The organism is Cyanobium sp. Aljojuca 7D2 (genome assembly GCF_024346415.1).
Lineage (GTDB): Bacteria > Cyanobacteriota > Cyanobacteriia > PCC-6307 > Cyanobiaceae > Cyanobium_A.
The window spans coordinates 45331-71135 of sequence record NZ_JAGQCX010000011.1; the positions used below are offsets into that span (position 1 = coordinate 45331).

Genomic DNA, 25805 nt, shown 5'->3' on the forward strand with positions numbered 1-25805 from the left:
CCCGGACCCGGCTGGCTATACCGTCAAAAATACCGTCATCCGCAGCGGCTGTAGCGGGTTTTCCCCGGGACTCCCCGGACAACCCAAAAGCTCAGATCGCCTGCCCCGCAGGGGTTTTGGGATTTCTGCGGATCCCTTCGGATCCTGTCAAAACGGAGAGGGTGGGATTCGAACCCACGGAAGGTTTCCCTTCAAACGATTTCGAGTCGTTCGCTTTCGACCACTCAGCCACCTCTCCAACAGCCCGCAGGCTTGACGCACTTTAAGGATCGATCAGCCCCGAGCGGCCTGCAGGGATCCACTGGGGCCGCTGGCCGCCCAGCTTCCGGGCCAGCCCGGTGGGGCGCCTCCGCTAAGCCACACCCGCTCGGCACCGAGGGCCTGGAGCTGGGAACGCTCACGGGGTGCGGGGCGGAAGCCGAGCCACACGCCATCAAGACGTGCCGGATCACCGGTGTCGACACGTCCCTGCCAGGCCCAGAGCGCCTGTCGATCGGGCAAGAGCAACCAGCTCCAGCGGCCCACCTGCAGCTGCATCGCCCGGCTTTCGATCGCCACCGGGGCGGCACTCAGCCCCCGGCTGGCCAGGCGCTGGCCGGGCTGAAGCGGCACACTGCCGTCGGCGCTGGCCAGCACCAGGCCGGCTTGCCCCTGCCAGCAGGCCGGTTGCTCGGGGGCCAGGGGATCGAGCAGGAGAGCCCAGTCGTAGCGCTGCACCCCCAGCCCACGGGCCAGCTGGCTGGCCACACTGCAGCTGAAGCCATCGGCCGAGTTGCTCACCAGTGCCGCCCGGCCGCGATGCCGCGCCACCAGCAGATCCAGCCGACCCTGGTGCACCAGCAGCAGCTGGTCGGCACCCAGCAGGCTGAGATGAACCGCCACCACCAGGGTCAGCAGCCCCACGCCCAGCAGCCGCGAGCGCCGGGTCAGGCCCGGCACCGCCAGAGCGATCACGGCCAAGGCCAGCAGCAGCACCAGCCACAGCGCCGGCCGCCCCAGCTGCCACTGGGCCATGGGCAGGGCCGCAAAGGCCTTCACCACCAGCACCAATAGCCGACACAGCCAGTCGATGGGCACGGTGGCCAGGGGCAGCAACGGCGGCAGCAGCACCGCCAAACAAGCGAGCGCCATCGCTCCCAGGGTGAGGGGCGTCAGCAGCGGCGCCACCGCCAGGTTGGCGGGCACGGCATAGAGCGGCACCACACCGAAATGCAGCAGCTGCAGCGGCAGGGTGTAGAGCGAAGCCGCCAGGGGCACCGCGGTGGCAACCGCCAACCAGCCCGGCAGCCAGCGGCGCATCCCCAACTCCAGGGGCCGGGCCGAGATCACCAGGGCAGCAGTGGCCACCACGCTCAGCTGAAAACCCACATCCAGCAGCCAGTCGGGCCGGGCCAGCAGCAGCACCAAAGCACTGGCCGCCAGGATCCCCAAGGGCCTGCTGCGGTGGCCGCTCTCCACCACTCCCAGCGCCAGCGCCCCCATCAACACCGCGCGCAGCACCGAAGGCTGGGGCCCCGCCAGCAGCACGAACAACCCCATCGCCGCCGCGGCCAAGCCCAACCGGCCCAAGCGCGGCAGCCGGGAGCCCAGCGGCAGCACCACCCCCAGCAACACCGATAGGTGAAAGCCCGAGGCGGCCAGGGCATGGGAGAGGCCCGAGGCCCGGAAGGCTTCGCGCAGCTCCACCGGCAGCGGCACCACCGCACTGCCCAGCACCAGGGCGGCGAGGACGCCACCGCGGTCGGGGCCAGCCTGCTGGATCAGGGCCCGGGCCATGCGGCGGCGCAGATCCGCCACCGGCGTGGCGGGGCGCTGCAGCACGCTGAAATCCTGCACCTGCAGCTGGCTGAAAGCCCCCTGGCGGGCCAAACGCTCAGCAGGGGCAGACAGCAGCGGATGCGGCGAGCTCTGGGGTTGGCGCAAGCGGCCCTGCACCTGCAGGCGCCACCCCTCCTGGAGCGGCGGGCACTCCTTGAAACGCAGTTCGGTGCGGCCCACGGGCAACTGCAGCAGGGCCCGGCAGGCGCCGGCGCCACCGCTGGGGATCGGGCCACCGCTGGGCACCGGATCACCCAGCAGGGTGCCCCGCAGCTCCAGCTCCACCGGTGTGTACGCCGCTGCCTGCAGCCGCAGCACCGGATCGCCAGCTACCGGGGCTAGCGGCGCAAACGCCGCAATCACCACCCGCAACACCAACAGGGCCAGCACCAGCCCCCAGAGCAGCGGTTTCAGCGGACACTTGGCCAACGGTTTACCCCTGCCTGCAACCCGCTCAGGGTTCCCACGGAGCTCCCAGAAGACCGACCTAAAAACGCGGAATCTTCAGCAGCAGATCACAAACCTCCCGGCTCGGCATCTGCTGGCCCAGCAGCGGCGCCACCAGGGCGGCCACGGGTCGCAGGCGGCACGGCCACACCGCCCGCTCACTGAGGCGTCCCAACTGGAAGCTGCCGCCGGCGAGCACGGCCACCAGCAGGGTGCGCTGCAGCAGACGCCTCACGGCGCTGGAGCAGCAGCAGCAGCGCCTTGGGCCACCATCTCGGGCTGGCGTTTGGCCGAATCCAGCAGCGGGAAACCCAGGGCCTCGCGCTCCGCCAACCAGGCCTCCGCCACTTGGCGGGCCAGGGTGCGGATGCGGCCGATGGTGGCGGTGCGCTCGGTGACGGAGATCACGCCGCGGGCCTCCAGCAGGTTGAAGGTGTGGCTGCACTTGAGCACGAAATCCAGCGCCGGAGCCGGCAGCTGCTTGGCCACCAGATCCGCCGCCTCGGCCTCATAGATGGCAAACAGCTGCTTGAGCCGCTCGGGGTTGGAGGCTTCGAAGTTGTAGGTGCACTGGCCCTTCTCAAACGGCAGCCAGATGTCGCCGTAGGAGCGATTGCCATCCCAGGAGAGATCCCAGATGCTCTCCACATCCTGCAGATACATGGCCAGGCGCTCGAGGCCGTAGGTGATCTCAATCGACACCGGCCGGCAGTCGAGGCCGCCGCACTGCTGGAAATAGGTGAACTGGGTCACCTCCATGCCATCGAGCCACACCTCCCAGCCCACGCCCCAGGCGCCGAGGGTGGGCGATTCCCAGTTGTCTTCGACGAAGCGGATATCGTGATCCTTGGCGCGGATGCCAAGCGCCTCGAGGGAGGCGAGGTAGGTCTCCTGAATGCTGTCGGGGCTGGGCTTGATCAGCACCTGGTACTGGAAATAGTGCTGCGCCCGGTTGGGGTTGTCGCCGTAGCGGCCGTCGGTGGGGCGGCGGCAGGGCTCGGGATAGGCCACCGCCCAGGGCTCGGGGCCGATCGCCCGCAGCACCGTATGGGGGCTCATCGTGCCGGCGCCCTTTTCGGTGTCGTAGGGCTGCAGGATCAGGCAGCCGCGCTCGGCCCAGAAGCCGTTGAGGGTCTGGATGATGTCCTGGAAGTTCACGGGCTGGCAGCAACTGGATTCGAGGATCGACCCGCAGGCCGTGAGCCTCTGATGATCCCAGAAGGGCTGGCGGTGTGGCAGGAGGCGTCCAAGCTCAGGGGGCGTTGAGCAGGCGGTCGAACGATGCCGGCACCGCTTCTCCGGCAAGGGCAAGGCTCTCAAACAGCTCCACGGGGAGCGCTTCGCTCCACAGCCATCCCTGGCCCTGGTTGACCCCATGGTTGCGGAGGAAGCTGGCTTCCGCTTCCGTTTCCACGCCCTCCGCGCAAACCTCCACCCCGATGGCGTGGCAGCCCGACACCACCCACTTCACAAACCGCTGACGGAAGCCATCCACATCAACGCCCGCGACGATCGAGCGATCCAGCTTGAGCTTGCTGAAGTGCAGATTCAGCATGTGGGAGAGGGGTGCATCGCCGGTGCCGAAATCATCAACAGCGATCGTGTGCAGGTCTGCGAGCTCGTGGATGAATGACAACGCATGCTGATCCGCCACACCAGACTCGGTCACCTCCACCACCAGCCGTCGGCCGATGCGACGACGCAGGCTGTCGAGATCACCAAGCTCCCGGGAGATGGGCCTGAAAAACATCAACCCGGAGCCGATGAACTGACAGGACAGGTTGACCGATAACCAAAGGTGGGGCGGCATGCGGTCGAGGGCCCGCAAGGCAACAATAAAAGAGTCCTGCGTCACCGCAATGTTCAGATCCGGATCCACCTCCAGGGCCTGAATGTCTGCTGCCGTTGGCTGAGCATTGTTGGGACGCCACAGCACTTCGCCGCCGCAAACACGCCCTGAGGTCAGATCAACGATGGGCTGGATGTGAAACGTTGCCAAAGCCCTCAAACGATGGCCCACAACAATCGAGCCTGTTGGCGAAGACTAATCAACCCTGACAGCCGCAAGTCGCTGGGTTTCAAGCCACCAGCTCCAGTAGCCCCATCAGGCCGCCAGCGAGGGGGCGATGACGCGCCGCACTGAAGCCCGCCTGCCGAGCCAGGGCCTCCTGCTCCAGCCCGGTGGGAAACCGCTGCAGGCTGTCTTCGAGGTAGGCGTAGTGCTCCGGAATGCCGAACTGCTCGGCGGTGGGCACCACCAGACGGCGCAGATACAAACGCTGAAAACGCGCCGCCACTCCACTGGGCCGGTTGAAATCGAGCACCGCCGCCCGGCCGCCGTCGCGCAGCAACCGCCGCAGCTCCCGCAGGCCAGCGCCCGGATCGGCGAGGTTGCGCAGGCCGTAGGCGATCACGGCCCCATCGCAACTGGCGCTCGCCAAGCCGGTGGCCAGGGCGTCGCCCTGTTGCCAGCGCAGCGGCAGCCAGGGCTGGGCCGCGCCGCGCCGGGCCGCCACCGCCAGGGGAGCCGCTGCCGCATCGATTCCGAGCACGGAGCCCCCCGGCCGCACCCGGGCCCCCAGCACCAACGCCAGATCACCGGTGCCGCAGCAAAGATCGATCAGCTGCTGGCCGGGGCGGGGGTGCAACCAGGCGATCGCCTGGCGCTTCCAGAGCCGATGCAGGCCGAAGCTGAGCAGATCGTTGAGCTGGTCGTAGCGGGGAGCAATCTGTTCAAACAGCTCCTGCACCGCCGCCGGATCACCCGGCTTAAAGCTGACCATCCCAGGGCAGCACGATGGAATCGAGACTGATCCCGGCTTCCACCTCCGGAACGGGCAGCAAACCGCGGGCCTCCAGCCGCCCAGGACTGGTGAAGGTGAGCACCATCACCGTGGCCAGGCCAACGGCGGCTGAGCACACCATGCAGCCGGCCAGCATCAACGAAAATTCCTGGCGGTCGTTGGCGGCTTGCATCAGCTGCAAGGCCCAGGCCACCAATGCCACCACGGCCCCCACCATGCCGAGGGCGATTGCGGTGGACGCGGAATCAGGGAGAACGGGCAGGGCGGAGAACAACGTGATGCCTGGAGTGGAGTGGTGCCGGAAGCGATGTGGTGCCAGAAACGGAGTAGTGCCGGAATGGTGGGCTGGGACTGGCCTTAATGCCATTACGTTACAAGCGTTAACACGCCAACGTGGGTGCTCACGCCAGCGGCCGGATCGGCAAACCCCTTTGCAGCAGTTCGTTTTTGATCGCCTCGACGGTGAGCACGCCGTCGTGGAGCAGGGAGGCCAACAGGGCCGCGGAGGCATGCCCGCCCTCGGGGCCCGGATCGAGGGCCTCGGCCAGGTGGGCGATGCAGCCAGCCCCGCCTGAGGCGATCACCGGCACCTCCACCGCATCGGCCACCGCCCGGGTGAGGTCGAGGGCGTAGCCGGCCTGGGTGCCGTCGCCATCCATCGAGGTGAGCAGGATCTCGCCAGCGCCGAGCGCCACCACCTGCCGGGCCCAGGCCACCGCATCGAGGCCGGTGTTCTCGCGACCGCCCTTCACATACACATCCCAACCGGCCCCGGAGCCCTCGCCGCTGCGGGCCCGGGCGTCGATGGCCACCACGATGCACTGACAGCCGAAGCGCTCGGCGCCGCGGGCCACCAGCTCCGGGTCGCGCACCGCCGAGGAGTTGAGGCTCACCTTGTCGGCGCCGGCGCGCAGCAGCTCGGTGATGCCCTCCACGCTGCTGATGCCGCCACCCACGGTGAAGGGAATGGTGACGGCCTCAGCGGTGCGCCGCACCAGCTCCACCAGGGTGCCGCGGCCCTGGTGGCTGGCCGCGATGTCGAGAAACACCAGCTCATCGGCCCCCGAGGCGCTGTAGCGGCAGGCGAGCTCCACCGGGTCGCCCGCATCCCGCAGGCCCACGAAATTCACCCCCTTCACCACCCGGCCATCGGCCACGTCCAGACAGGGAATGATCCGCTTGGCAACCATGGACGCGAGCTCCGTTGGGCACTGTGTGGCCACTGTTAAGGTTGCGCCACTTTCCAGTCGCGCCGGCCATGTCCCAGGCTGCCACCATCAACGTCGGGTCGAAGGTGCGAATCACCCGGGTGCGGGATCGCATCTCCACTGAGATGGTGGATTCCCTGAAGGCTGACGCCACCGGCACCGTGACGGGCTTCCGCACGGTGGACGGCAAAGGCATCGGCGTGGTGGTGGAGCTGAGTGGTGGTCAGACCGCCTGGTTCTTCGACGACGAAATCACCCTCGCCTGAGCTCCCCTCGCCGGAACAGCCCGCCTTGACCAACAGCCCCAACCCTGAAGCCTCCAGCGGCGCCGGCGCCCGCCAGCTGCTGGGCATGAAGGGTGCCAGCGGCACCAGCAGCATCTGGAAAATCCGGCTGCAACTGATGAAGCCGGTCACCTGGATCCCCCTGATCTGGGGTGTGTTGTGTGGCGCGGCGGCATCGGGCAATTTCCACTGGACCCTGCCGGAAGTGGGTGCCTCGATCGCCTGCATGCTGATGAGCGGGCCGCTGCTGGCCGGCTACACACAAACGATCAACGACTACTACGACCGCGAGATCGACGCGATCAACGAGCCCTACCGGCCGATCCCTTCAGGCGCGATTCCGCTGGGCCAGGTGAAGGCGCAGATCTGGATCCTGCTGCTAGCGGGTTTGGGCGTGGCCTATGGGCTCGACCTGTGGGCCGGCCACACCACCCCCGTGCTGCTGCTGCTGGCCCTGGGTGGCTCTTTTGTGAGCTTCATCTATTCGGCACCACCGCTGAAGCTCAAGCAAAACGGCTGGCTGGGCAACTACGCCCTCGGCGCCAGCTACATCGCCCTGCCCTGGTGGGCCGGCCAGGCGCTGTTTGGCCAGCTCACCTGGACCACCGCGATCCTCACCCTGGCCTACTCACTGGCGGGCCTGGGCATCGCCGTGGTGAACGACTTCAAGAGCGTGGAGGGCGACCGGGCCCTGGGGCTGCAATCCCTGCCGGTGGCCTTCGGCATCGAGAAGGCCAGCTGGATCAGCGCCGGCATGATCGATGTGTTTCAGCTGGCAATGGTGGCCGTGCTGATCGCCATCGGCCAGCATTTCGCCGCGGTGCTGCTGGTGCTGCTGATCATTCCCCAGATCACCTTCCAGGACATCTGGCTGCTGCGCGATCCGGTGGCCTTTGATGTGAAATACCAGGCCAGTGCCCAGCCCTTTTTGGTGCTCGGCATGCTGGTGACGGCTCTGGCCATCGGCCACAGCGCTCTCGTTGCCTGAGGTGAGCCGCACCGGCAAGCCCACGCGCCGCACCAACTTGGTGGGTGCCAGCGTGCTGGCGGCACTGATCGGCGGGGGCGTGGCCTGCGGCCAGGCGGCCCTGGTGGCCGGCTTCGACAGCCTGCTGCCCGATGCCCGTGGCATCAACCACTTCAACCGCCCCGGCACCCTGACGATCCTCTCGGCCGACGGCCAGGTGGTGCACAAAATCGGCCCGGTGACGCGCGAGAAGCTCACCCCCGAAACGATGCCCGCCCTGGTGGAGCAGGCGTTCATCGCCGCGGAAGACCGGCGCTTCTACAACCACGACGGCATCGACCCGGTGGGCATCGGCCGGGCTCTGATGCGCAACATCACCCAGCGCTCGGTGGAGGAGGGCGCCAGCACGATCACCCAGCAGCTGGCGCGCACCGTGTTTCTCAGCCAGGACCGCACCCTGGTGCGCAAGATCAAGGAAGCCGCCCTGGCGGGCAAGCTCGAGCGCCAGCTCAGCAAGCCGCAGATCCTCACCGAGTATCTGAATGTGGTGTATCTGGGCTCCAGCGCCTACGGCGTGGCGGATGCGGCCTGGGTGTACTTCTCCAAAACCCCCGACCAGCTCACCCTGCCTGAGGCGGCCCTGATCGCGGGCCTGCCGCCGGCCCCTTCGGTGTATTCGCCCCTGGTGAACCCGGAGCTGGCCCTCGAGCGCCGGGCGGTGGTGCTGCGCCGCATGCAGGAGGCGGGCTTCATCAGCGCCAGCGCGCAGCAACAGGCCGAGGCCACGCCGCTGCAGCTGAAGCCGGCCGAGCCCAAATACTGGGACAGTGGGGCGCCGTGGTTTAGCAGCTGGGTGCAGCAGGAGCTGCCCAAGGTGCTCACCCCCGAGCAACTGGAGGTGGGCGGCCTGACGGTGCGCAGCAGCGTCAACCTGGCCTGGCAGCAGCAGGCGCAGAAGGCGATCAACACCTACGCCAGCGGCGACATGGAGGGAGCCCTGGTGGCGATGGAGCCCGGCACGGGCCTGGTGCGGGCGATGGTGGGCGGCACCGACTTCAAGGCCAGCCAGTTCAACAGGGCGGCCCAGGCGCTGCGCTCGCCGGGCTCCACCTTCAAGTTGTTTGTGTATCTCACCGCCCTGAAGCAAGGGATGCTGCCGGAGCGGGTGTTCCGCGATGCGGCCCGCTGCTTCGCCGGCTACTGCCCAAAAAACTTCGGCAACCGCTACATGGGCTCGGTGTCGATGGTGGTGGCCCTGCAGAACTCGCTCAACACCGTGGCGGTGGCGCTGCTGCAGGAGCTGGGCTTTGACAAGGTGATCGACACGGCCAAGAGCCTCGGCATCACGCGGGAGCTGGGGCGCTTCTTCCCCCTGGCCCTCGGCGCCACCGAGCAGACCGTGGTGGACATGACGGCCGCCTACGCGGCGATCAACAACGGCGGCATCTACGTCAAGCCCACGCCGTTTGAGGAGATCCTCGGCCCCGACGGCGAGCTGCTCTGGAGCCGGCGGGTGGACGGCGACCACAGCATCAGGGCGGTGAGCAGCGACCTCGCCGCCCTGATGCTGTGGATGCTGCAGCGGGCGGTGCAGTCGGGCACCGGTGGCGGCGCCGCCCTGCCGGACCGGCCGGTGGCGGGCAAAACGGGCACCTCAGAAGGGGGCCGCGATCTGTGGTTCATCGGCTCGATCCCCCAACTCACCACAGGGGTGTGGCTGGGCTACGACAACAGCCGCGAAACCAAGAGCACCAGCGTGGTGGCCACCTACGCCTGGCGGGCCTTCATGGCGCCGATCACCAAGGACCTGCCGGTGCGCCAGTTTCCGCCCAAGCCGGATCTGCAGGACACCTACCGGGGCGGCAAGAAGCCGCCGGTGCGCCCCAGTGATGCCCCTGCACGCCCCGACGCCCCACTGGATGGCGAGGACGCGCGGGGACAGGACCTCGATCCCACCCCGGGGGTCAACGAGCAGCCAGGCGCCACAGCACCCGGAGCAGGAGCGCCCGTTGCACCGGCCACCCCGGCCGCACCCCAGGCCACACCACCGCCACCTCTGGACGCCCCACCGCCACCGGTGGCGGCACCCCCGCCGCCCTAAGCCGCCTACTAGGCCGCGGGTGGCAGCGGGGCCTGCAGCAGGGCCGCAAAAAAGCCATCGCCACCGCTGGGCTCCGGCCAGCGCTGCCACTGCTGCAGCCGCTGCCAGGCGGGGTGGTCGGCCAGGAAGCCATCGAGGAGCTCGCCGTTTTCAGCCGGATGCACCGTGCAGGTGGCATACACCACCTGGCCGCCGGGCTTGAGCAGGGGCAGCAGGGCCTCCAGCAGCTGGCGTTGCAGCAGCACCAGCTCGGCGATCGCCTCGGGGGTGATGCGCCAGCGGGCATCGGCGTGGCGGGCCAGGGTGCCGAGCCCCGAGCAGGGGGCATCCAGCAGGATGCGATCAAAGCTGCCGCGCCACTCGGGCTTGTCGGCCGCCAGCTGGGCGGCATCGGCAGCCAGGGTGTGGATGCTCTGCAGGCCGAGGCGCGCCGCATTCACGCCCACCCGGCGCAGCCGGCCCTCAGAGCGATCCACCGCCCACACCTCGCCCTGGTCGCCCATCAACTCGGCCAGGTGGGTGCTCTTGCCGCCGGGGGCGGCGCAGGCATCGAGGATCCGCTCACCGGGCTGGGGAGCGAGCAGCAGGCCCACCGCCTGAGCGGCGCGGTCCTGAACGCACCAGAGGCCCTCGGCGTAGCCGGGCAGGGCACGCAACTCGCCGCTGCGGCCCAGGAGCGTGAGGCCGTTGGGCAGATCCGGCAGGGGGGCCGCCTCCAGCCCGGCGGCGGCGAAGGCCTCCAGCAGGGAGGCGCGGCTGGTGCGCAACGGGTTGACCCGCAGATCGAGGGCGGGAGCCTGGTTGCAGGCGCGGCCGAAGGCCTCGGCTTCTGGAGCGGGCAGCCACTTCAGCGCCAGCTGGGCCAGCCAGGTGGGCAGGGAGTGGCGCAGGCCAAAAGCTGCCGCAGGATCGCCGGGCAGGGGGCCCAACCCATCCCAGGGCTCAGGCCCGGCCTGCGCGCGCCGCCGCCCACAGGCCCTCAGTAGGCCATTGGCCACCGGCGCCAGCCGGCCAAGCTTGCCCCATTTCGCCAACTCCACGGTGGTGCTCACCGCCGCCGAAGCCGGCACCCGGCTGCTGAACAGCAGTTGGTAGAGGCCCAGGTGCAGCAGCCAGCGCAACTTGGGCGGCTGGCGCGCGGCCGGCACCTTGCCGAGGGCATCGAGCCAGGCATCGAGCAGGCGCCGCTGGCGGATGGCGCCGTAGGCCAGTTCGGTGGCCAGGGCGCGGTCGGCCCCCTCGAGGGGATGGCGCTGCAACTCCCGCTCCAGGGCCACATCGGCGTAGGCGCCGCCCCCCACCGCCAGCAACACCTGCCAGGCCAACTGGCGTGGCGCCAGACCGATCGCGGCAGGGGGCGCGGTGGGCGGTGCGGCGGGCGACGGGGTCAGGGGTGGTGCGGGCGAGGATCCAGCTCCACACCTAGCGCGGCCGCCAGCGGTGGCGGGCCAGAGGCAGGCGGCCGGCGGCGTCGACGGGGATGCCTTCGGCCAGCAGCAGCTTGCGCTGGATCCAATCGCTGCCCTCGCGGCTGGGGGTGAAGCTGATCTGGCCGCGGGCATTCACCACCCGCTGCCAGGGAATCGGCGACGGCAAGGGCAGCCGCCGCAACGCCCAACCCACCTGGCGCGCCGCGCCGTAGGCCCCGATCAGCTCGGCGATCTGGCCGTAGGTGGCCAGCTGACCGCGGGGGATGCGGGCCACGGCGGCATAAACCCGCTGGTCGAAGGAAGCGCAGGGCGCGCGGGGGAGCGGGGATGTGCCATCGGCGGTTTGCATGTGTGCAACAAGCTGTTCAACAAATCCAATTCGCCCGAAACGCCAGGCCCCCAGCCGGCCACTGGAGCCTGGCTGCTGAAGCGGGCTGTTGCAGCGCTGATTGAGGATGGCGCAACGGCCCTTGACGCCCGATCCCCAACGCCATGCCCCTGCTGCCCCGCCGCTTCGAGCGGCTCAAGGCCGTGCTCGATCGCCGCATGGGCGACCTCACCGTGGTGCTCGAGCACGTCGACAAACCCCACAACCTCTCGGCGATCCTGCGCAGCTGCGATGCCGTGGGGGTGCTGGAGGCCCATGTGGTGAGCCTGGCGGGCCGCACCCCCACCTTCAACTGCACGGCCAAGGGCAGCGAGAAGTGGGTGCCGCTGCACCGCCACAGCAACAGCGTGGACCTGCTGCAGCAGCTCAAGGCCCAGGGCTTCCGGCTCTACGGCACCCACTTATCAGTGGAGGCGGTGGACTATCGCGCCTGCGATTTCACCGGCCCGACTGCCCTGGTGCTGGGCGCTGAGAAGTGGGGCCTGAGCGCCGAAGCGGCGGCGTTGGTGGACCAGCCGATCGTGATCCCGATGCAGGGCATGGTGCAGTCGCTGAACGTGAGCGTGGCCTGCGCCACCTTGCTGTTTGAGGCGCTGCGCCAGCGGCAGGCGGCCGGGGTGCTGCCCACCTGCGGCGAAGGGGTGCCGGCGGAGCGCTACGGCCCGTTGCTGTTTGAGTGGGCCTATCCGGAGGTGGCGGCCTGGTGCCAGCGGGAGGGGCGGCCCTATCCAGGCCTCGATGTAGAGGGCGCCATCAGCGAGGAGCTGCCCCGCACAATCAAGCTGCGCTACTGAAACCGGCGGGCACTGGGCAGCCACAGGGCCACGCCAAGGGCCAGCAACTCCAGCAGGATCTGGCGGCCGCCCAGCAGCACTACCGCCAGGGCCACAGCGGCGAGCAGCTTCTGGAACAGGCTCCAGACATCGTCGATGTTGGCGCTGCCGCTGAACCAGAGGGCCACCGCAGCCCCCAGGAGGAGCAGATCCAACCACCAAGGCATGGGCTCGACCTTCACACCCATCGATTCTGGCGTGGTTTCATGCAAAAACTCGCCGCTCGTGGAGGAGCTCGCTCAGGAGGCAAGGAGAATCGCCAACTTGGGTTTGTTCAACAGAACGTTCAACAAACTCAAAAGCGCTGAGCGAGCAGTGCGCCCGGCAGCTGCGCCCCTGAAGCCAGCTTCAGGATCCCGCCCGCTGGCCGTCGGCCCCACTCAGCCAGCTCTCCAGCCCCTCCCCTAAAAACGACAGGCCAAGCACCAGCACAAACAGGGCCAAGCCGGGATAGAGGGCGGTCCACCAGATGCCGGTGGGCACGGCGGTGAGGGCCTGCTGCAGGTCGCCGCCCCATTCGGGGATGGTTTCGGGCAGGCCCAGGCCGAGGAAACCGAGGCCGCCGAGCACCAGCACCGCATCGGCGGCATTGAGGGTGAGCAGCACCGGCACCGAGGTGATCACGTTGCGCAGCAGGTAGCGGCGCAGGATCCAGAGCGGACCGGCCCCGAGCGACTGGGCCGCCTCCACAAACAACTCCGCCTTCACCTGGGCCGTTTGGTTGCGCACGACCCGGAAATACTGGGGGATGTAGACCACGCACAACGCCGCAGCGGCGTTGGGCAGGCCGCGGCCCAGCAGGAAGGCCAGCACCACCGAGAGCAGGAGCACCGGCAGGGTGTAGAGGGTGTCCATCAGCAACACCAGCAGCCGGTCCACCCCGCCGCCCAGGTAGCCGCTCACCATGCCCAGGGGCACCCCGATCACCAGGGCAATCACCAGGGCCAGCAGCACCACCTGCAGGGCCACGCCGCTGCCGGCAAGGGTGCGCACGCACACGTCGCGGCCGAGGCGATCGGTGCCACACCAGTGCTGCAGCGAGGGCGGGGCGTAGATGGGGTTCTGCAGACCGGCGTTGGGATCAGCCAGCCAGCCAGCGTGCACCAGCAGGGGGGTGAGCAGGGCCACCAGGGCATAGGCCACCACGATCGCCAGGCCCCAGCGGGCCATGCGGCCCGAGAGGCTGGTGGCGCGGCGAAGGGCAAAGCCTGCAAACAAGAGAGGCGCCAATGGCAGTGGGCACCAGTTGAGCAGAGATGGGGCTGCAGCGCCACGGCGACCAGGGCTATTTTGATGTTTGATGCCAAGCACCAGATGCGCACCACCCTGCGGCTGGATGACGACGTGCTCTCGGCTGCCCGGGTTCTGGCTCGGGAACGGCGCCAACCCATCGGCAGCGTGATCAGCCAATTGCTGCGCAGCGCCTTGACCACGCCAGGGCCAGCGGATCCCGCCAGCCCACCTCAGGGACATCGCAACGGCTTTCCGTTGCTACCCCTCCAGCCCACCGGAGGCCCGGTGGATCTCGATCTGGTCAACAGCCTGCGGGAGGACGGCGAGTGATCCCGGTCGCCCTGCTTGACGCGAACGTTCTGATCGCCTTGATCGACCCCAGGCATGTGCATCACGACAGCTCCCATCGCTGGTTTTCGAGCCGGGGAGAGGCCGATTGGGCCAGTTGTGCCGTGACCCAAAACGCCGTACTGCGCATCGTGGGGCATCCGCGCTACCCCAATTCCCCGGGATCACCGGCGGTGGTGAGTCGAATTTTGCAGGAGCTCGTCTCCCATCCCCAGCATCAGTTTTGGGCGGAGGCCCCGAGCTTGCTGGGCCTGGAGCATGTCACCCCATCGGCCCTGGTGGAATCGGGCCAGATCACCGATACCTTTCTGCTGGCTTTGGCGGTTCAGAAGGGAGGGGTGCTGGCCAGCCTCGACAGACGCCTCAGCACCTTCGCCGTGGCGGGCGGACAAGGCGCCCTTGAGCTGATTCCCACCGACGCAACGCCCCCTTAAACTCCGCCCATGGCCAGCGCATAACGCATGCATAATGCATGCATATCCACTACAATCGGCATTCACCTTCCTCGGGTAGCGATGCCCTCACTCCAGATTCGCGACCTGCCCGAGCCTCTGCATCGCCTGCTGCAGCGGCGAGCCCGTGCCCACAAGCGCAGCCTGAGCCAGCAAGCGCTGGCCGATCTGGAAACCATGGCGGGCGGCGATCAGCGCCAGCGGCGCCAACTGACGCTGGAGCGGATCCAGCAGCGCTGGAAGCAGCGCTTGCCCCTGCAGTGGACCCAGTTACCGGAAGATCTCATCCGGGCCGACCGTGACCGCGGATGACAGCACCCTCTCTCGCCACCTGCGTGCTGGATGCATCAGCAGTGGTGAGGCTGATCACTGGCGATCCGGAGGCATCCCAATGGGCGCAGCACATCGAACGAGCCCCGTTGGTGCTTGCGCCTGAACTGATGCTGAACGAAGTTGCCAACACGCTCTGGAAACTGCATCGCACCGGCCACCTCAGTGCACAGGATCCCCAGGAGCTGCTGGCCGACGCCCGCGAACTGGTGGACCAGATCGAACCGGATCGTCACCTCCAGGTGGAAGCTCTGGCCATCGCCTGCCATCTCGACCACCCCGTGTATGACTGCCTCTACTTGGCCCTGGCCAGGCGAGAAGCAGCGCTACTTCTGACGGCTGATCAGCGCCTGCAAAAGCTTGCCAGCAGGGTTCTGCCGTAACGCAGCTCCCCTTCAATCTCCGCCCATGGTGCCCGGTGTCAACTACGTAGGCGGGCGCGTATCTAATCGTCGCCAAACAGCCCATGGCCTGCGACCGTTCCTGCGCACCGAGCTGGAGCTGGGGCTGTTCAGCGCTCAGCCCTTGGCCAACCTTTGCTGGGCTTAGGGGCGGCGTCAGCAAGGGCATGGGGCGGAATCAGAGTCCAGGCGAATGGCACACCGCGAATCACTCTTAACAAGGAGTCAGAAAGATCTCAGCAGATTCCTGTGGACCGATCAAGACGCACCGGCGATACTGCATGGATTCAACCCATGGACCCATGACCAGCTCCACACGCCTGCTGCAGCAGAAGCTGCTGATCAACCGCCTGATCACCAAAAAAGGCCGCAAAGGCTTGGCCAAGGGCTTCACCCTGATCGAGCTGATGATCGTGGTGGCGATCATCGGCATTCTTTCGGCAGTGGCACTTCCTCAGTTCCTGGGGGTAAGGGATCGATCTGAACTGCAATCCTTCGTTGGCGAAGCGCTTGGGCTAGCAAAAGAATGCGCAGTTGGCCAAGTAACGAAAGTCGCTTCAGGCACTGCAACCAAAGGCAATACCACCGTTACAGGCACATGCGACGGTTCAGGAGCAGTGACACTCGTAGTAACGGGATCAAAGGCAGTTGCAGGAGTCAAGTGCCTCACAGGAGCAAACAGCGTTTCGACGGCGACACAGAAGACGGCAACAATTACCGTTTCTGCAGATGGAGCAACGACTTGCGTTTGGAGCTAGTTGACAAGTCTCAGCTCCGAGACGCCAAACCTAATTTAAAAAGCCAATATACTTATTGATTTACCCACAGTTCCACCACCAACGCAAATCACTGCTCTTGAAGGCAAGCCAGCCCCAGGAGCAGGGCTTCATTCTGGCGCTGGTGGTGATCGTGGGCCTGATCCTGGCGGCAGGAGCCATGGCGATGATGGCCCGATTCAGTTCAGGACTTCTGGGCTCAATACGCCAGCAGCAGAGCCGCGAGGCCAGGGAAATTGCCGAGGCAGGCACCAATCGAGTGGTGGAGCGGCTGAACCGCGAATATGCCTATTTGCTGATCAACTGCTACGACCGCGACCTCAACACCAGCGACTGGTACAACTGCAAAAACAAGGCCGGTGTTGGCAGCTGGGAAGTCCCCAAATATCCGACCGCAACCTGTCCTGGAGCCAGCCTCAACTCTGCGGCTATGGTCAAAGATGGCGATGTCAACAATGCCACTGGCAGCCGAGCTGGCCGATGGCAATTGGAGTTTTATCACTTCAAAGGCAGCAAGCACTATGGCGGCCAGGGGGTGATGCGCGTGCGAGGCCAACGCCTGAATGCCGATGGCACGCTGCTCGCGGAAGCCTATGTGGATCAAGAGCTGTCGATCAAACCCAAAAACTGCGATGCCGCCTTCAACCAACCGCCCACAACCACATGATTTCCCGGCCTGATGGGCAACAGCATTGCCCTCGGCAACAACGATGTGCTCGGAGAAGTCAGCGGCAACATCCTTTGCGTAGCATGCGAAAGCAGCGACGAAGTAACGCAAGGGCCTAGATCCACTGTAAATGGCAACATTTTTGCCAGCAATGTTTTACTTCCAGACACACCCAGGCACCCTGCTGGACTGACCCCTGATAATCCGATCACAGCACCAGGCACCTATGCCTCAGGCAGCAATCATGGCGGCAAATGCCTGATCGATAACAGCAAAACCCCGCCCATCACCCACTGCATGCTGGGAAACATCGATCTGAAGGGCTCGGAAGAGTTGGTCTTCGACACGACCAATGGGCCCATGCAGCTCTACTTGCAATGCAAGCCCGGAGCCAATGGCTGGTGCCAGGGTCCGAACATCAACCTGGGCGGCCAAGAAGGAATCCAGCATTGCACCAATGGCAACTGCACCAGCACCACGATCGACCCAACGGCACTGGCGCTGTTTGGCAATCCCGATACGGCCGTTCCCCTTGGCGAAACCCCGCTCTGCGGTTACGACAGCATGAGCAGCGAGAGGAAGTCACTAGGAAGACAGAGCGTGAAACTGGGTGGAGGCTCCCAGGCCACGGTGATGTTTGCCTACCTGCCGGATGCTTGCGGCGGGATCAATGGGGGCTCATCCGACCCCGACATCCTGGGGGCACTGTGGCTCAAATCTTTCGGTCCCATTGGCTCTAGCTCCAACACAGCAGAAATCCGTGTGCCAGACGACATGGGCGCTCGGGTGTTCACCCGTTTTGGCACAGGATTTGCCATCAGTATCCGCGATTTCGTGGCCATCGGCATCAACAACTGGGGGAGCTTCCAGATGCCACCACCCGCGTCCAGCATGTTCCAGTGAAAACAAACTGCATCAAATTCGCGCCTGATTGCCTCAACAGCTGCGGAATCTGACTTGTGTGAGCGTCTCGGCGCTAACATTGTTACCAACAAGCCATGAATGCCTCTAAGCGCCTCGTAAGAATTAATGAGCCTGCGCCCAAAGCGGTTTTGGCAGGCCTAGAGGCTCTTGGCTACAGCCTGCCAGAGGTGATGATCGCCTCCACGGTGCTGGCCCTGGTGGTGACCAACTCGGTGGGCACGCTCACGCAGTCGGGCAAGAGCTTCAGCAAAAGCCGCGAGCGCGATGCGATCAGCGCCCTGATCGCCAAAGACCTCGAAGGCTTGCGGGCCACAGCGTTCAACTACATGCGCTGCGATCCCTCCCCCAGCCCAATGAGCCAGCCGGTTGCCCCACGGCCCGTGACAATTCCTTTGCTGATGGGCAGATCACCTTCGTTCCGGATGTAACCCGCTGCAGGGCAGGCACCCTGGCCGAAGGCCTGGCCTCCACCGACGCTGCCTTGGGCGGCACCTCCACCCTGGCCATCCCCCCAACCTCTCGGGAGTGAGCCTCCGGGGGGTGAGCATCTCGCGCACGGTGAGCGCGACGGGCAACGAGCTCGCGGTGAAATACAGCTCGCTTCCCTCGGAATCCGGCAATAGCCCGGTGTATCAACAGGCGATCATCGTGCCGGAATCCACCGGCTGGTGTCCCTGACGGCAATGCGATCCAGCAACAGCCAAGGCTTCACCCTGGTTGAGCTGATGCTGGTGGTGGTGCTGATGGGCTTCACCAGCGTGCTCGGACTGAGCAGCTACTACCGCTTCATGAATGATGCTCGCCTCAATTCAGGCGGCAAAGCTATTGCTGGCTGGCTCGATCAAATTCGACGCATGGCCATCCAAAATTCCAAAACCTGCACCGTGCAAATCAATCCCGCCAGCGGCACATTGGAGCTGGTCACGGATCCCACCTTGGGAAACTGCGATTTTCAGGATCCTCCACGGCCCTTCACCTTCAATCTGCAAGAGCAAGTGGGACAAGGCGAAATCGTGCAGCTCTGCGCCAGATTGATGAATCCCAGCGAGGAGTTCACACCCTGCAGCAGCTCGTCATCCGGCAGCGCGCTGACTGTGCGTTATACGCCGCGTGGCACCACGCCAGACAATGCTCTGATCGAGCTACGCAGCGCCAAACAAAGCCACAATCGCTGCATCGCCCTTCATTCCCCCCTGGGGCTAATTCGCCTAGGGCGCGTGCTCAACGACCGCTGCGACTGGACCAGTGCATGGTGATCTCCACACCACGGCACGCTGAGGGTTTCACGCTTCCAGAACTGCTAATTGCAGGCTTCATCAGCGGCTTGCTGGTGGTGGGAGCTGGTCAAATCATGTTGAGCCAGATGCGCACCGATGAGCGCATGGAGGCGGCCGAACGCCAGAAAAGCGAATGGTCGCGCGCCTCATCCTTCATCGAAGCCGAAGCCGCCCTCAGCCAGCAGGTGATCACCACGGCCAGCAAGGTGAACATTCCCAGCAGTTGCGGCTTTCAAACGGGCCAATTCCGCGCGGCTCTGGATCTACGCCGTGATCTGCCACTGGTGATCTATGGGGTTAAACCCAGTGTGAGCGGATCATTGCCGAGCCATGCCCTTTGGCGCTGCGGCCCGGTGATCATGGCCGAAGGCCGCTACGACTCTTCCCAGCCAATCCAGCTCGCCATGATGGTGGATGGGCTGGATGGTAACGCCGTTGGGAATGTCTTTGCAGCCAGTAGCAGCAACAGCAAATCATTCACATTTAACCTAGCTCTGAAAGGCCTTTCAACCCGTGCCTACAGCCAGGATGCGGGCGTTCACTCCCGCGTCAACCCTCTCTATCCACGCCCCGGTGAAGGCAGCTTGTGTGGGGGCGGCATGTACAACTGGGCCGTGGGATCAACCACTGGCGCAGACACCCTCAGCGTTCCCATTGGTGCACTCACCAGCGAAGACGAAGTGCTGATATGCGGCAAAGGCGGTGGCGACACCATCACCGGCTCCAATGTGAATGACATCTTGGAATGTGGCGATGACGGAATCAATGGCATTGATGCCTGCACAGCCTATGGAATGGGTGGCAGCGATCGCCTGGTGGGCAGCAATCAAAACGATACACTTTACGGAGACAGTTCTACAAACACTGGCATCACTGACACCCGAAACGAACTCGTTGGCCGTGGTGGCAACGACACGCTCCATGGCGGCCAAGGCCAGAACCTGTACCTCCTTGGCCCCGGCAACGACACCGTAATTGGCGGCTCTGGCCTCGATGTGGTGTTTTTCAAAGGGAATCGCAGCGACTACACCCTCTCCTCCGGCTGCTCCAAGAGCAGCTGCACCGTGACCGACAACGGAGCGGCCAGCGCCGATGGCACCCGCCCAGAAGGCACCGACACGCTGTCTGGCGTGGAGATCCTGATCTTCAAGGATGCCCGCATCGATCTCGATCCCTGAGTCGCCTTCAGGCACCCCGCAGCAGCGCCACCGGCAACACACTGCGCAGCTGGCCCCCATCGGCCCAGCTCTGCTGCACCTGCAGCTCCAGCACCCCGTCTGCGCCGGGGTCAGCCCGAAAGCCATCGCTGTTGGCCAGGGCATCGAGCACCACCCGGTTTTGGGCGCCGCCGCTGCCCAGTTCGCCATGGAGGCCATAGGCCGGCCCGCAGCGCATCAGCACCCGGCCGCGCCAGATCGGCTCGGCGGGCTTGCCCAGCGAATAGGTGATCGGCCCGGCGGCGGTGGCCACATGCAGCACCACCGTGCGGCCAGCCAGATTGCAGGCCGGCGGCAATACGGCGGGATCAGCCTGGCCTTGGGCCTGCAGCAGATCCCCCCGCACCAGCTCCAGCGTGCGCCGGGCCACCACCCGCTCCCGCAGCAACCGACCCACCCGCTGGCCATTGCTGCCTTCCGCGAGCATGGCCTGAAGCAGCCCGCCGGTGAGGCCGCAGCCGATCACCAGGGCCAGCAACAACTCCACCAGGGAAAACCCCTGGGATTGAGCCGTGGACTGGGCCTGGTGCTTGTGGTTCATAACGCCCCATCGGCAAGGCAGGCGCTGCTGCTGGGCGTGCCATCCGCCGGGCCGCTGTAGCGCCCCAGCCGCACCACCCCCAGGGGCAACGACAGCACCAGGCAACGCCGCAGCTCGATGCCCTCAGCAGCGATCAGCACCGTGCCGCCATCCAGCACCAGGCCGTTGCTGCTGAAGCGCAGGGCCGCCGGAAGGTTGTGCCGCAGCTCCACGCCCGCTTCAGCGTCCTGCTCCGCGCCATCGCTGATCCCGCAGGCCGGCAGGTTGCCGCCACTGGGCTCGCGCCAGCCCAAGGGTCCGAGAGCCAGGGCGCAGGGCTGGCCGTGGCGCGCGGCTGCCTGGCGTGCCTGCTCCAAGCCCAGGGCCAGCCGACGGCTGGTCGACTCCACCCGCATCAGCGCCAGGCTGCGCTGGCCCGAGCCAACGCTCATCGCGGCCAGGATTCCCAACACCGCCATCGCCACCAGCAGCTCCGGCAGGCTGAAGCCAGCGTGTGCGGTGCGGCTGTCAAAGCGTGGCATCGGTCTGCTCCCCTGTTGTGGGCTCAGTTGTGGGCTCAGTTGGGCCGCACAGGCCATAGGCCGCCGGGCTGAGCCAGCGCTGCCGCTGCCCCACCTCCGCCGCCGTGATCTGCACGCGCACCAGCGCGCCGGGTTCGGCACTCACCACACGGCTCAACCCCGCCTCCAGCGGCTGGGATTGCAGATGGGCGGCCAGCCAGCGGGCGGCATCCGCGCAGTCGGCCGCCACGGGCTCAGCCGCCATGGCCGTCAGCCGGGCCTGACTGCCCAGCAGGGCGATCTCCAGCTGCCCGAGTTGCTGCTGACGCTGCTCCGCCGCCGCCGCTGAGCTGGTGCTGCTGGCCCAGAGCTGCAATGAGCAACTCGACGAGACCACCAGAATCACCGACGCCACCAGGGTTTCCGCCAGGTTCATGGCGCCCCCACCGCGGCGGAGCGCCCCCGCAGGCCGAGTTCCCGCAGCGCCACCAGCTGCGGGGGTGCGAGGCCCTCAGGGGCCGCCTCACGCATCAATTCCAGGGCAAACGCCGCCTGCAGCGGATGCGGCTGCTCGGCACTGGCCAGCAGCTCCAGCGTGGCCACCGCCTGGCCCCGCTGCGGAGCCCCGGCCTCGACGGCGTCTTGCCAGCTGGGGCCCTCAACCCGCACCAGCCGGTAGGCCACCGGGCCCACCTGGCCTGTCTCGCCCACCCGGGCGGCGAGTTGATCAACGCTGCGGGGATCCGCCAGCAGGTGCTGGGCCGCCGACATCAGCCCATCCTCGGCCTGGCGCAGCCGCTGGCCCGCACTCACCTGGCTGCGGGATTGGAGTGCCGCCGCCTGCAGCGACAGGCTGCTGAGCATCAACAGCAGGGAGGCTGCAGTGGACAGCGGCAACAGAAAACCATCTTGCGCCGGTCGAGCGCGAGGGCTAAAGCAAGAGCAAGGGCCAAAGCAAGACCTTGGTCGCAAGCGCGGTAACGGGGCCATCGGGGCACCTGTTTCACAACGACCCGTTCAGCATTCCCACAGCCGCCCATCAGGGGGACTACTGATTCAGCTTGAGCACCGCCATGAAGGCCTCCTGGGGCACCTCCACCTTGCCCATCGCCTTCATGCGCTTTTTGCCCTTGGCCTGCTTCTGCAGCAACTTCTTCTTGCGCGAGATGTCGCCGCCGTAGCACTTGGCGAGCACGTCCTTGCGCATGGCGCTGATGCTTTCGGAGGCGATCACGCGGCTGCCGATCGAGGCCTGGATGGGAATCTTGAACTGCTGGCGAGGAATCAGTTCTTTCAGCTTCTCCACCAGGCCCTTGCCCACGTTGTAGGCCTTGTCGCGGTGCACGATCGTGGTGAGCGGATCGGCCTTCTCCGCGTTGATCAGCACATCGAGGCGCACCAGCTCGTTTTTGCGGTAGCCGATCAGGCTGTATTCCATCGATGCGTAGCCCTTGGTGCGCGATTTCATCTGGTCGAAGAAGTCGGTCACCACCTCAGCCAGCGGCATCTCGTAGTGCAGCGTCACCCGGTCGGTGGTGATGTATTTCATATCGATGAATTCACCCCGCCGCTCCTGGCACAGCTCCATCAAGGTGCCGTTGTAGGTGTTGGGGGTGTAGATCTCGAGCTTCACGTAGGGCTCTTCGATCGATTCGCGCTTCTGCGGATCGGGGAGGGTGGCGGGGTTGTCCACCATCAAGGTGCTGCCGTCGATCATGTTCACCTGGTAGATCACCGACGGCGCGGTAACGATCAGATCGAGGTTGTATTCCCGCTCCAGCCGCTCCTGCACGATCTCCATGTGCAGCAGGCCGAGGAAGCCGCAGCGGAAGCCGAAGCCCATGGCGCTGCTGGTTTCGGGCTCGTATTTGAGCGCCGCATCGGAGAGCTGCAGCTTGTCGAGGGCTTCACGCAGATCGGGATATTGATCAGCGTCGGTGGGAAAAAGGCCGCAAAACACCATCGGCTTGGCCTCGGTGTATCCGGGCAAGGGCTCGGCAGCGGGATTGGACATCAGGGTGATCGTGTCGCCCACGCGGGCATCGGCCACGGCCTTGATGGAAGCGGCGAGATAGCCCACTTCGCCGGCGTGAAGCGACTCCACCTGGCGCTGATCAGGCGCCATCACGCCCACCTCATCGAGCTCGTAGGTTTTCTTGGACGCCATCAGCAGCACCTTGTCGCGCTTGCTGATGGAGCCAGAAATCACCCGGAAGTACACAATCACGCCCCGGTAGGGGTCGTAATAGGAATCGAAGATCAGCGCCCGCAGCGGCTCAGCCACCTTGTCGGGTGGGGGCGGCACTCGATCCACCACGGCCTGCAGGATCTCGGGCACGCCCAGGCCGGTTTTGGCGGAGCAGTGGATGGCGTTGGAGCAATCGAGGCCGATGATCGCTTCGATCTCCTCGGCAATGCGGTCTGGATCGGCTCCGGGCAGGTCGATCTTGTTGAGAACGGGAATGATCTCCAGATCGTTGGCGAGGGCCAGATAGACGTTGGCCAGGGTTTGGGCTTCCACACCCTGGGATGCATCCACCACCAGCAGGGCCCCTTCGCAGGCCTGCAGCGAGCGGCTCACTTCATAGGAGAAGTCAACGTGGCCAGGGGTGTCGATCAGGTTGAGGATGTAGGACTCGCCATCGGCTGCCGTGTACTCCATGCGCGCGGCCTGGAGCTTGATGGTGATGCCGCGTTCCCGTTCCAGCTCCATGTTGTCGAGGAACTGCTCCTGCATGTCGCGGGCAGCGACGGTGCCGGTGTCCTGCAGCAGCCGGTCGGCCAGGGTGGATTTCCCATGGTCGATGTGGGCGATGATGCAGAAATTGCGGATCCGTTGAACGGGAACGTCTGTCATGGCAGCGATCCTAGGGAGAGGCCCCAGAGCCCCGATGCCTTCCTAAGCTCGCTTGATCGGATGCTGAAGCCCCTGCCATGACCACTGAAGCCGCCAACGCTGAAGCCGCCAACTCCGAACCCGCCACCCCCAGCAGCGCCGACCCCCACGCCCTCACGATCGAAAACGTGGAGCGCACCCTCGACGAATTGCGTCCTTACCTCATGGCGGATGGAGGCAACGTGGAAGTGGTGGAGATCGATGGGCCGATCGTGAAGGTGCGGCTCCAGGGCGCCTGCGGCTCCTGCCCCAGCAGCACCATGACCCTGAAAATGGGCATCGAGCGCAAGCTGCGCGAGGCCATCCCCGAGGTGAGCGAAGTAGTGCAGGTGCTGTGAACCTTGCCCCGTAGGCTCGGTTCACTTGCCTTGGGTCTGTGCTGGATCAGCGCCTGCTGCGCGACAACCCCGAGCTGATCACGCAGCAGCTCGGGCGACGCGGCATGACGCTCGACCTGGGTCCCCTGCAGCAAATCGCCCGCCAAGAGCGCGATCTGGAAGAACAGCGCAGCGGGCTGCAGGCGGAGGGAAACCGCATCGGCAAGGCCGTAGGGCAGCTGATCCAGGGTGGTGGCGACCCCAAAGGCCCTGAGGTGCAGGCCCTGCGCGACCAGGGCAACGCCATCAAGCATCAGGTGGCCAGCCTCGAGGAGCAGGAGAAGGCCCTCGAGCTGCAGCTGCACGAGGCCCTCGCTGCCCTGCCCAACCTGCCCTCGGCCGAGGCGCCCGATGGCCGCTCCGAAGCCGACAACATTGAGATCAAGCGCTGGGGCAGCCCCCGCGTGGAAGAGGGGCTCGAGGAGCACTGGCAGATCGGCGAGCGGCTTGGGCTGTTTGAAACCGAGCGCTCGGTGCGCATCGCCCAGAGCCGCTTCATCACCCTGATGGGCGCCGGCGCCCGCCTGGAGCGGGCCCTGATCAGCTTCATGCTCGATCTGCACGCCGGCAAGGGCTACCGCGAGGTGATGCCACCGATCCTGGTGAACTCCGCCAGCCTCACCGGCTCCGGTCAGCTGCCCAAATTCGCCGAGGAGAGCTTCCGCTGCGCCGACGACGACCTCTGGCTCACCCCCACCGCCGAGGTGCCGCTCACCTCACTACACCGCGATGAGGTCATTCCCGCCGAGCAGCTGCCGCTCAAGTACGCCGCCTACACCCCCTGCTTCCGCCGCGAAGCCGGCAGCTACGGGCGCGACACCCGCGGCCTGATCCGCCTGCACCAGTTCAACAAGGTGGAGCTCTACTGGTTCTGCCATCCCGAGGAGTCGGCCGCCGCCCACCAACAGATCACCGCCGACGCGGAAGCCGTGCTCGAAGGTCTCGAGCTTCCTTACCGCAAGATCGAGCTCTGCACGGGAGATATGGGCTTCTCCGCCGCCCGCACCTACGACCTCGAGGTGTGGCTTCCCGGCGCCGGCGCCTACCGCGAGATCTCCAGCTGCTCGGTGTGCAACGACTTCCAGGCCCGCCGCGCCGCCATCCGCTTTAAGCAGGGCAAGGGCACCCACCTCGTGCACACCCTCAACGGCTCCGGCCTGGCCATCGGCCGCACCATGGCCGCCCTGCTCGAAACCGGCCAGCAGGCCGATGGCTCCGTCAAGCTTCCCGCCGCCCTGGTGCCCTACTTCGGCGGGGACACGATCAGCGCTAGCGCAGAGAAGATTTGAGGTTGCGGCGGCGAATGAGATCCACCAGATGTGCTCATTTCGGGAACAGGAACTGCACCTGGGCCCGGATCGTCACGTCACCGAAGTTGTCGGGCTTCACCACATTGGCGTAGGCCTGCAGGGAGGCATTGATCGGCTGACGCCCAACCCGGAACACCCGACCCACGCCCCCACCCACCGGCACGATCCACTGGTCGCCGCTGGCCGCCCGCCAGTTGGCGGTGACGATCGGTGAGGTCACCAGATACCAGCCGTTGGGCAGGTTGTAGTTGATGAACGGCTGCAGCAGAAAGGCAC

Annotated in this window: 33 protein-coding genes, 1 tRNA gene and 1 pseudogene; 17 read left to right on the forward strand and 18 right to left on the reverse strand. The window is 66.1% G+C overall.

What is annotated here, in order from left to right:
• Window positions 1–153: 153 nt before the first annotated feature.
• The 8 genes from KBY57_RS11640 to hisF form a co-directional block, all read right to left on the reverse strand.
• A tRNA-Ser gene (locus KBY57_RS11640) sits at window positions 154–238 on the reverse strand.
• Between the two features lie 35 nt (window positions 239–273).
• Window positions 274–2247 carry a ComEC/Rec2 family competence protein gene (locus KBY57_RS11645; RefSeq protein WP_254996048.1) on the reverse strand — a complete coding sequence of 658 codons (1974 nt, stop codon included), beginning with the start codon at window positions 2245–2247 and terminating at the stop codon, window positions 274–276.
• 58 nt (window positions 2248–2305) lie between these two features.
• Window positions 2306–2500, reverse strand: a complete 195-nt coding sequence (locus tag KBY57_RS11650) for a hypothetical protein (RefSeq protein WP_254996049.1) — start codon at window positions 2498–2500, stop codon at window positions 2306–2308.
• Window positions 2497–3423, reverse strand: coding sequence for a glycine--tRNA ligase subunit alpha (glyQ, locus tag KBY57_RS11655; protein WP_254996050.1), 927 nt, complete (start codon window positions 3421–3423; stop codon window positions 2497–2499). Before glyQ ends, KBY57_RS11650 begins: the two co-directional genes overlap by 4 nt.
• 94 nt (window positions 3424–3517) lie before the next feature.
• Window positions 3518–4285 carry an EAL domain-containing protein gene (locus KBY57_RS11660; protein ID WP_254996051.1) on the reverse strand — a complete coding sequence of 256 codons (768 nt, stop codon included), beginning with the start codon at window positions 4283–4285 and terminating at the stop codon, window positions 3518–3520.
• A gap of 58 nt (window positions 4286–4343) precedes the next feature.
• Window positions 4344–5048: a bifunctional demethylmenaquinone methyltransferase/2-methoxy-6-polyprenyl-1,4-benzoquinol methylase UbiE gene (ubiE, locus tag KBY57_RS11665; protein ID WP_254996052.1), complete on the reverse strand. Its 705-nt coding sequence runs from the start codon at window positions 5046–5048 to the stop codon at window positions 4344–4346.
• Window positions 5035–5343: a hypothetical protein gene (locus KBY57_RS11670; RefSeq protein WP_254996053.1), complete on the reverse strand. Its 309-nt coding sequence runs from the start codon at window positions 5341–5343 to the stop codon at window positions 5035–5037. Before KBY57_RS11670 ends, ubiE begins: the two co-directional genes overlap by 14 nt.
• A 127-nt stretch (window positions 5344–5470) precedes the next feature.
• Entirely contained in the window at window positions 5471–6259 is a 789-nt protein-coding gene (gene hisF, locus KBY57_RS11675; protein ID WP_254996054.1) for an imidazole glycerol phosphate synthase subunit HisF, read from the reverse strand.
• A gap of 68 nt (window positions 6260–6327) precedes the next feature.
• Here hisF and KBY57_RS11680 point away from each other — a divergent pair, with 68 nt between their 5' ends.
• Genes KBY57_RS11680 through KBY57_RS11690 form a run of 3 tightly spaced genes read left to right on the forward strand, consistent with a single transcriptional unit; the run spans window position 6328 to window position 9629 of the window.
• Entirely contained in the window at window positions 6328–6543 is a 216-nt protein-coding gene (locus KBY57_RS11680; protein WP_254996055.1) for a DUF2862 domain-containing protein, read from the forward strand.
• A 25-nt stretch (window positions 6544–6568) separates the two neighbouring features.
• The gene (gene chlG / locus KBY57_RS11685) at window positions 6569–7549 is read left to right on the forward strand and encodes a chlorophyll synthase ChlG (protein WP_254996056.1); all 981 of its coding nucleotides are present in this window, start codon (window positions 6569–6571) and stop codon (window positions 7547–7549) included.
• Between the two features lies 1 nt (window position 7550).
• Window positions 7551–9629, forward strand: coding sequence for a transglycosylase domain-containing protein (locus KBY57_RS11690; RefSeq protein ID WP_254996078.1), 2079 nt, complete (start codon window positions 7551–7553; stop codon window positions 9627–9629).
• A gap of 8 nt (window positions 9630–9637) precedes the next feature.
• Here the strand turns inward: KBY57_RS11690 and KBY57_RS11695 are convergent, their stop codons facing one another.
• Together KBY57_RS11695 and KBY57_RS11700 are read right to left on the reverse strand one after the other, a co-directional pair.
• A complete protein-coding gene (locus tag KBY57_RS11695) occupies window positions 9638–10954 on the reverse strand; it encodes a 16S rRNA (cytosine(967)-C(5))-methyltransferase (RefSeq protein ID WP_409996445.1) in 1317 nt (438 codons plus the stop codon).
• 97 nt (window positions 10955–11051) lie between these two features.
• Window positions 11052–11408 (reverse strand): MGMT family protein, encoded by a 357-nt coding sequence (locus KBY57_RS11700; protein WP_254996057.1) that lies wholly within the window; start codon window positions 11406–11408, stop codon window positions 11052–11054.
• Between the two features lie 143 nt (window positions 11409–11551).
• Between KBY57_RS11700 and trmH the strand changes: the two genes are divergently transcribed.
• Window positions 11552–12241 (forward strand): tRNA (guanosine(18)-2'-O)-methyltransferase TrmH, encoded by a 690-nt coding sequence (trmH, locus tag KBY57_RS11705; protein WP_254996058.1) that lies wholly within the window; start codon window positions 11552–11554, stop codon window positions 12239–12241.
• Here the strand turns inward: trmH and KBY57_RS11710 are convergent.
• Window positions 12235–12435, reverse strand: coding sequence for a hypothetical protein (locus KBY57_RS11710; protein ID WP_254996059.1), 201 nt, complete (start codon window positions 12433–12435; stop codon window positions 12235–12237). The genes trmH and KBY57_RS11710 overlap by 7 nt on opposite strands.
• Window positions 12436–12628: 193 nt before the next feature.
• On the reverse strand, window positions 12629–13450 hold the full coding sequence (locus KBY57_RS11715) for an ABC transporter permease (RefSeq protein ID WP_254996080.1): 822 nt from the start codon (window positions 13448–13450) through the stop codon (window positions 12629–12631).
• A 123-nt stretch (window positions 13451–13573) separates the two neighbouring features.
• Between KBY57_RS11715 and KBY57_RS11720 the strand changes: the two genes are divergently transcribed.
• The 11 genes from KBY57_RS11720 to KBY57_RS11770 all read left to right on the forward strand — a co-directional run bounded on the left by KBY57_RS11720 (window position 13574) and on the right by KBY57_RS11770 (window position 19866).
• Window positions 13574–13843, forward strand: coding sequence for a CopG family transcriptional regulator (locus tag KBY57_RS11720; RefSeq protein WP_254996060.1), 270 nt, complete (start codon window positions 13574–13576; stop codon window positions 13841–13843).
• The gene (locus tag KBY57_RS11725) at window positions 13840–14295 is read left to right on the forward strand and encodes a TA system VapC family ribonuclease toxin (protein WP_254996061.1); all 456 of its coding nucleotides are present in this window, start codon (window positions 13840–13842) and stop codon (window positions 14293–14295) included. Before KBY57_RS11720 ends, KBY57_RS11725 begins: the two co-directional genes overlap by 4 nt.
• Window positions 14296–14376: 81 nt before the next feature.
• Window positions 14377–14625, forward strand: a complete 249-nt coding sequence (locus KBY57_RS11730) for a FitA-like ribbon-helix-helix domain-containing protein (RefSeq protein WP_254996062.1) — start codon at window positions 14377–14379, stop codon at window positions 14623–14625.
• Window positions 14622–15026 (forward strand): type II toxin-antitoxin system VapC family toxin, encoded by a 405-nt coding sequence (locus KBY57_RS11735; RefSeq protein ID WP_254996063.1) that lies wholly within the window; start codon window positions 14622–14624, stop codon window positions 15024–15026. Before KBY57_RS11730 ends, KBY57_RS11735 begins: the two co-directional genes overlap by 4 nt.
• A 425-nt stretch (window positions 15027–15451) precedes the next feature.
• Window positions 15452–15802, forward strand: coding sequence for a hypothetical protein (locus tag KBY57_RS14315; RefSeq protein ID WP_409996446.1), 351 nt, complete (start codon window positions 15452–15454; stop codon window positions 15800–15802).
• A 145-nt stretch (window positions 15803–15947) separates the two neighbouring features.
• Window positions 15948–16487: a hypothetical protein gene (locus KBY57_RS11745; RefSeq protein WP_254996064.1), complete on the forward strand. Its 540-nt coding sequence runs from the start codon at window positions 15948–15950 to the stop codon at window positions 16485–16487.
• Window positions 16488–16499: 12 nt separating this feature from the next.
• On the forward strand, window positions 16500–17390 hold the full coding sequence (locus tag KBY57_RS11750) for a hypothetical protein (RefSeq protein WP_254996065.1): 891 nt from the start codon (window positions 16500–16502) through the stop codon (window positions 17388–17390).
• 191 nt (window positions 17391–17581) lie between these two features.
• The gene (locus tag KBY57_RS11755) at window positions 17582–17839 is read left to right on the forward strand and encodes a hypothetical protein (RefSeq protein ID WP_254996066.1); all 258 of its coding nucleotides are present in this window, start codon (window positions 17582–17584) and stop codon (window positions 17837–17839) included.
• Window positions 17840–17936: 97 nt separating this feature from the next.
• Window positions 17937–18089 (forward strand): hypothetical protein, encoded by a 153-nt coding sequence (locus KBY57_RS11760; protein ID WP_254996067.1) that lies wholly within the window; start codon window positions 17937–17939, stop codon window positions 18087–18089.
• Between the two features lie 5 nt (window positions 18090–18094).
• A complete protein-coding gene (locus KBY57_RS11765; RefSeq protein ID WP_254996068.1) occupies window positions 18095–18667 on the forward strand; it encodes a prepilin-type N-terminal cleavage/methylation domain-containing protein in 573 nt (190 codons plus the stop codon).
• 125 nt (window positions 18668–18792) lie between these two features.
• Window positions 18793–19866, forward strand: coding sequence for a calcium-binding protein (locus tag KBY57_RS11770; protein ID WP_254996069.1), 1074 nt, complete (start codon window positions 18793–18795; stop codon window positions 19864–19866).
• 7 nt (window positions 19867–19873) lie between these two features.
• Here KBY57_RS11770 and KBY57_RS11775 read toward each other — a convergent pair whose 3' ends face one another.
• From KBY57_RS11775 to lepA, 5 genes are all read right to left on the reverse strand, one after another.
• On the reverse strand, window positions 19874–20446 hold the full coding sequence (locus KBY57_RS11775) for a prepilin-type N-terminal cleavage/methylation domain-containing protein (RefSeq protein WP_254996070.1): 573 nt from the start codon (window positions 20444–20446) through the stop codon (window positions 19874–19876).
• Window positions 20443–20967 carry a GspH/FimT family pseudopilin gene (locus KBY57_RS11780; protein ID WP_254996071.1) on the reverse strand — a complete coding sequence of 175 codons (525 nt, stop codon included), beginning with the start codon at window positions 20965–20967 and terminating at the stop codon, window positions 20443–20445. Before KBY57_RS11780 ends, KBY57_RS11775 begins: the two co-directional genes overlap by 4 nt.
• A complete protein-coding gene (locus tag KBY57_RS11785; protein WP_254996072.1) occupies window positions 20954–21382 on the reverse strand; it encodes a hypothetical protein in 429 nt (142 codons plus the stop codon). Before KBY57_RS11785 ends, KBY57_RS11780 begins: the two co-directional genes overlap by 14 nt.
• On the reverse strand, window positions 21379–21843 hold the full coding sequence (locus KBY57_RS11790; RefSeq protein ID WP_254996073.1) for a hypothetical protein: 465 nt from the start codon (window positions 21841–21843) through the stop codon (window positions 21379–21381). The genes KBY57_RS11785 and KBY57_RS11790 overlap by 4 nt, the downstream gene beginning before the upstream one ends.
• Before the next feature lie 151 nt (window positions 21844–21994).
• A complete protein-coding gene (gene lepA / locus KBY57_RS11795) occupies window positions 21995–23803 on the reverse strand; it encodes a translation elongation factor 4 (protein ID WP_254996074.1) in 1809 nt (602 codons plus the stop codon).
• A gap of 77 nt (window positions 23804–23880) precedes the next feature.
• Between lepA and KBY57_RS11800 the strand changes: the two genes are divergently transcribed.
• Window positions 23881–24180 carry a NifU family protein gene (locus KBY57_RS11800; RefSeq protein WP_254996075.1) on the forward strand — a complete coding sequence of 100 codons (300 nt, stop codon included), beginning with the start codon at window positions 23881–23883 and terminating at the stop codon, window positions 24178–24180.
• Between the two features lie 38 nt (window positions 24181–24218).
• Entirely contained in the window at window positions 24219–25508 is a 1290-nt protein-coding gene (gene serS, locus KBY57_RS11805) for a serine--tRNA ligase (RefSeq protein ID WP_254996076.1), read from the forward strand.
• Window positions 25509–25542: 34 nt separating this feature from the next.
• Here serS and KBY57_RS11810 read toward each other — a convergent pair.
• Window positions 25543–25805 (reverse strand): annotated as a pseudogene (locus tag KBY57_RS11810) (neuromedin U); the annotation flags it as partial.

Excerpts from the sequence above, each read along its gene's own strand:
- ubiE (WP_254996052.1), bottom strand. The coding sequence starts at position 5,048 with ATGGTCAGCTTTAAGCCGGGTGATCCGGCGGCGGTGCAGGAGCTGTTT.
- hisF (WP_254996054.1), bottom strand. The coding sequence starts at position 6,259 with ATGGTTGCCAAGCGGATCATTCCCTGTCTGGACGTGGCCGATGGCCGG.
- KBY57_RS11680 (WP_254996055.1), top strand. The coding sequence starts at position 6,328 with ATGTCCCAGGCTGCCACCATCAACGTCGGGTCGAAGGTGCGAATCACC.
- KBY57_RS11700 (WP_254996057.1), bottom strand. The coding sequence starts at position 11,408 with ATGCAAACCGCCGATGGCACATCCCCGCTCCCCCGCGCGCCCTGCGCT.
- trmH (WP_254996058.1), top strand. The coding sequence starts at position 11,552 with ATGCCCCTGCTGCCCCGCCGCTTCGAGCGGCTCAAGGCCGTGCTCGAT.
- KBY57_RS11715 (WP_254996080.1), bottom strand. The coding sequence starts at position 13,450 with ATGGCCCGCTGGGGCCTGGCGATCGTGGTGGCCTATGCCCTGGTGGCC.
- KBY57_RS11720 (WP_254996060.1), top strand. The coding sequence starts at position 13,574 with ATGTTTGATGCCAAGCACCAGATGCGCACCACCCTGCGGCTGGATGAC.
- KBY57_RS11730 (WP_254996062.1), top strand. The coding sequence starts at position 14,377 with ATGCCCTCACTCCAGATTCGCGACCTGCCCGAGCCTCTGCATCGCCTG.
- KBY57_RS11735 (WP_254996063.1), top strand. The coding sequence starts at position 14,622 with ATGACAGCACCCTCTCTCGCCACCTGCGTGCTGGATGCATCAGCAGTG.
- KBY57_RS14315 (WP_409996446.1), top strand. The coding sequence starts at position 15,452 with ATGATCGTGGTGGCGATCATCGGCATTCTTTCGGCAGTGGCACTTCCT.
- KBY57_RS11750 (WP_254996065.1), top strand. The coding sequence starts at position 16,500 with ATGGGCAACAGCATTGCCCTCGGCAACAACGATGTGCTCGGAGAAGTC.
- KBY57_RS11755 (WP_254996066.1), top strand. The coding sequence starts at position 17,582 with ATGATCGCCTCCACGGTGCTGGCCCTGGTGGTGACCAACTCGGTGGGC.
- KBY57_RS11765 (WP_254996068.1), top strand. The coding sequence starts at position 18,095 with ATGCGATCCAGCAACAGCCAAGGCTTCACCCTGGTTGAGCTGATGCTG.
- KBY57_RS11770 (WP_254996069.1), top strand. The coding sequence starts at position 18,793 with ATGGAGGCGGCCGAACGCCAGAAAAGCGAATGGTCGCGCGCCTCATCC.
- KBY57_RS11775 (WP_254996070.1), bottom strand. The coding sequence starts at position 20,446 with ATGAACCACAAGCACCAGGCCCAGTCCACGGCTCAATCCCAGGGGTTT.
- KBY57_RS11780 (WP_254996071.1), bottom strand. The coding sequence starts at position 20,967 with ATGCCACGCTTTGACAGCCGCACCGCACACGCTGGCTTCAGCCTGCCG.
- KBY57_RS11785 (WP_254996072.1), bottom strand. The coding sequence starts at position 21,382 with ATGAACCTGGCGGAAACCCTGGTGGCGTCGGTGATTCTGGTGGTCTCG.
- lepA (WP_254996074.1), bottom strand. The coding sequence starts at position 23,803 with ATGACAGACGTTCCCGTTCAACGGATCCGCAATTTCTGCATCATCGCC.
- KBY57_RS11800 (WP_254996075.1), top strand. The coding sequence starts at position 23,881 with ATGACCACTGAAGCCGCCAACGCTGAAGCCGCCAACTCCGAACCCGCC.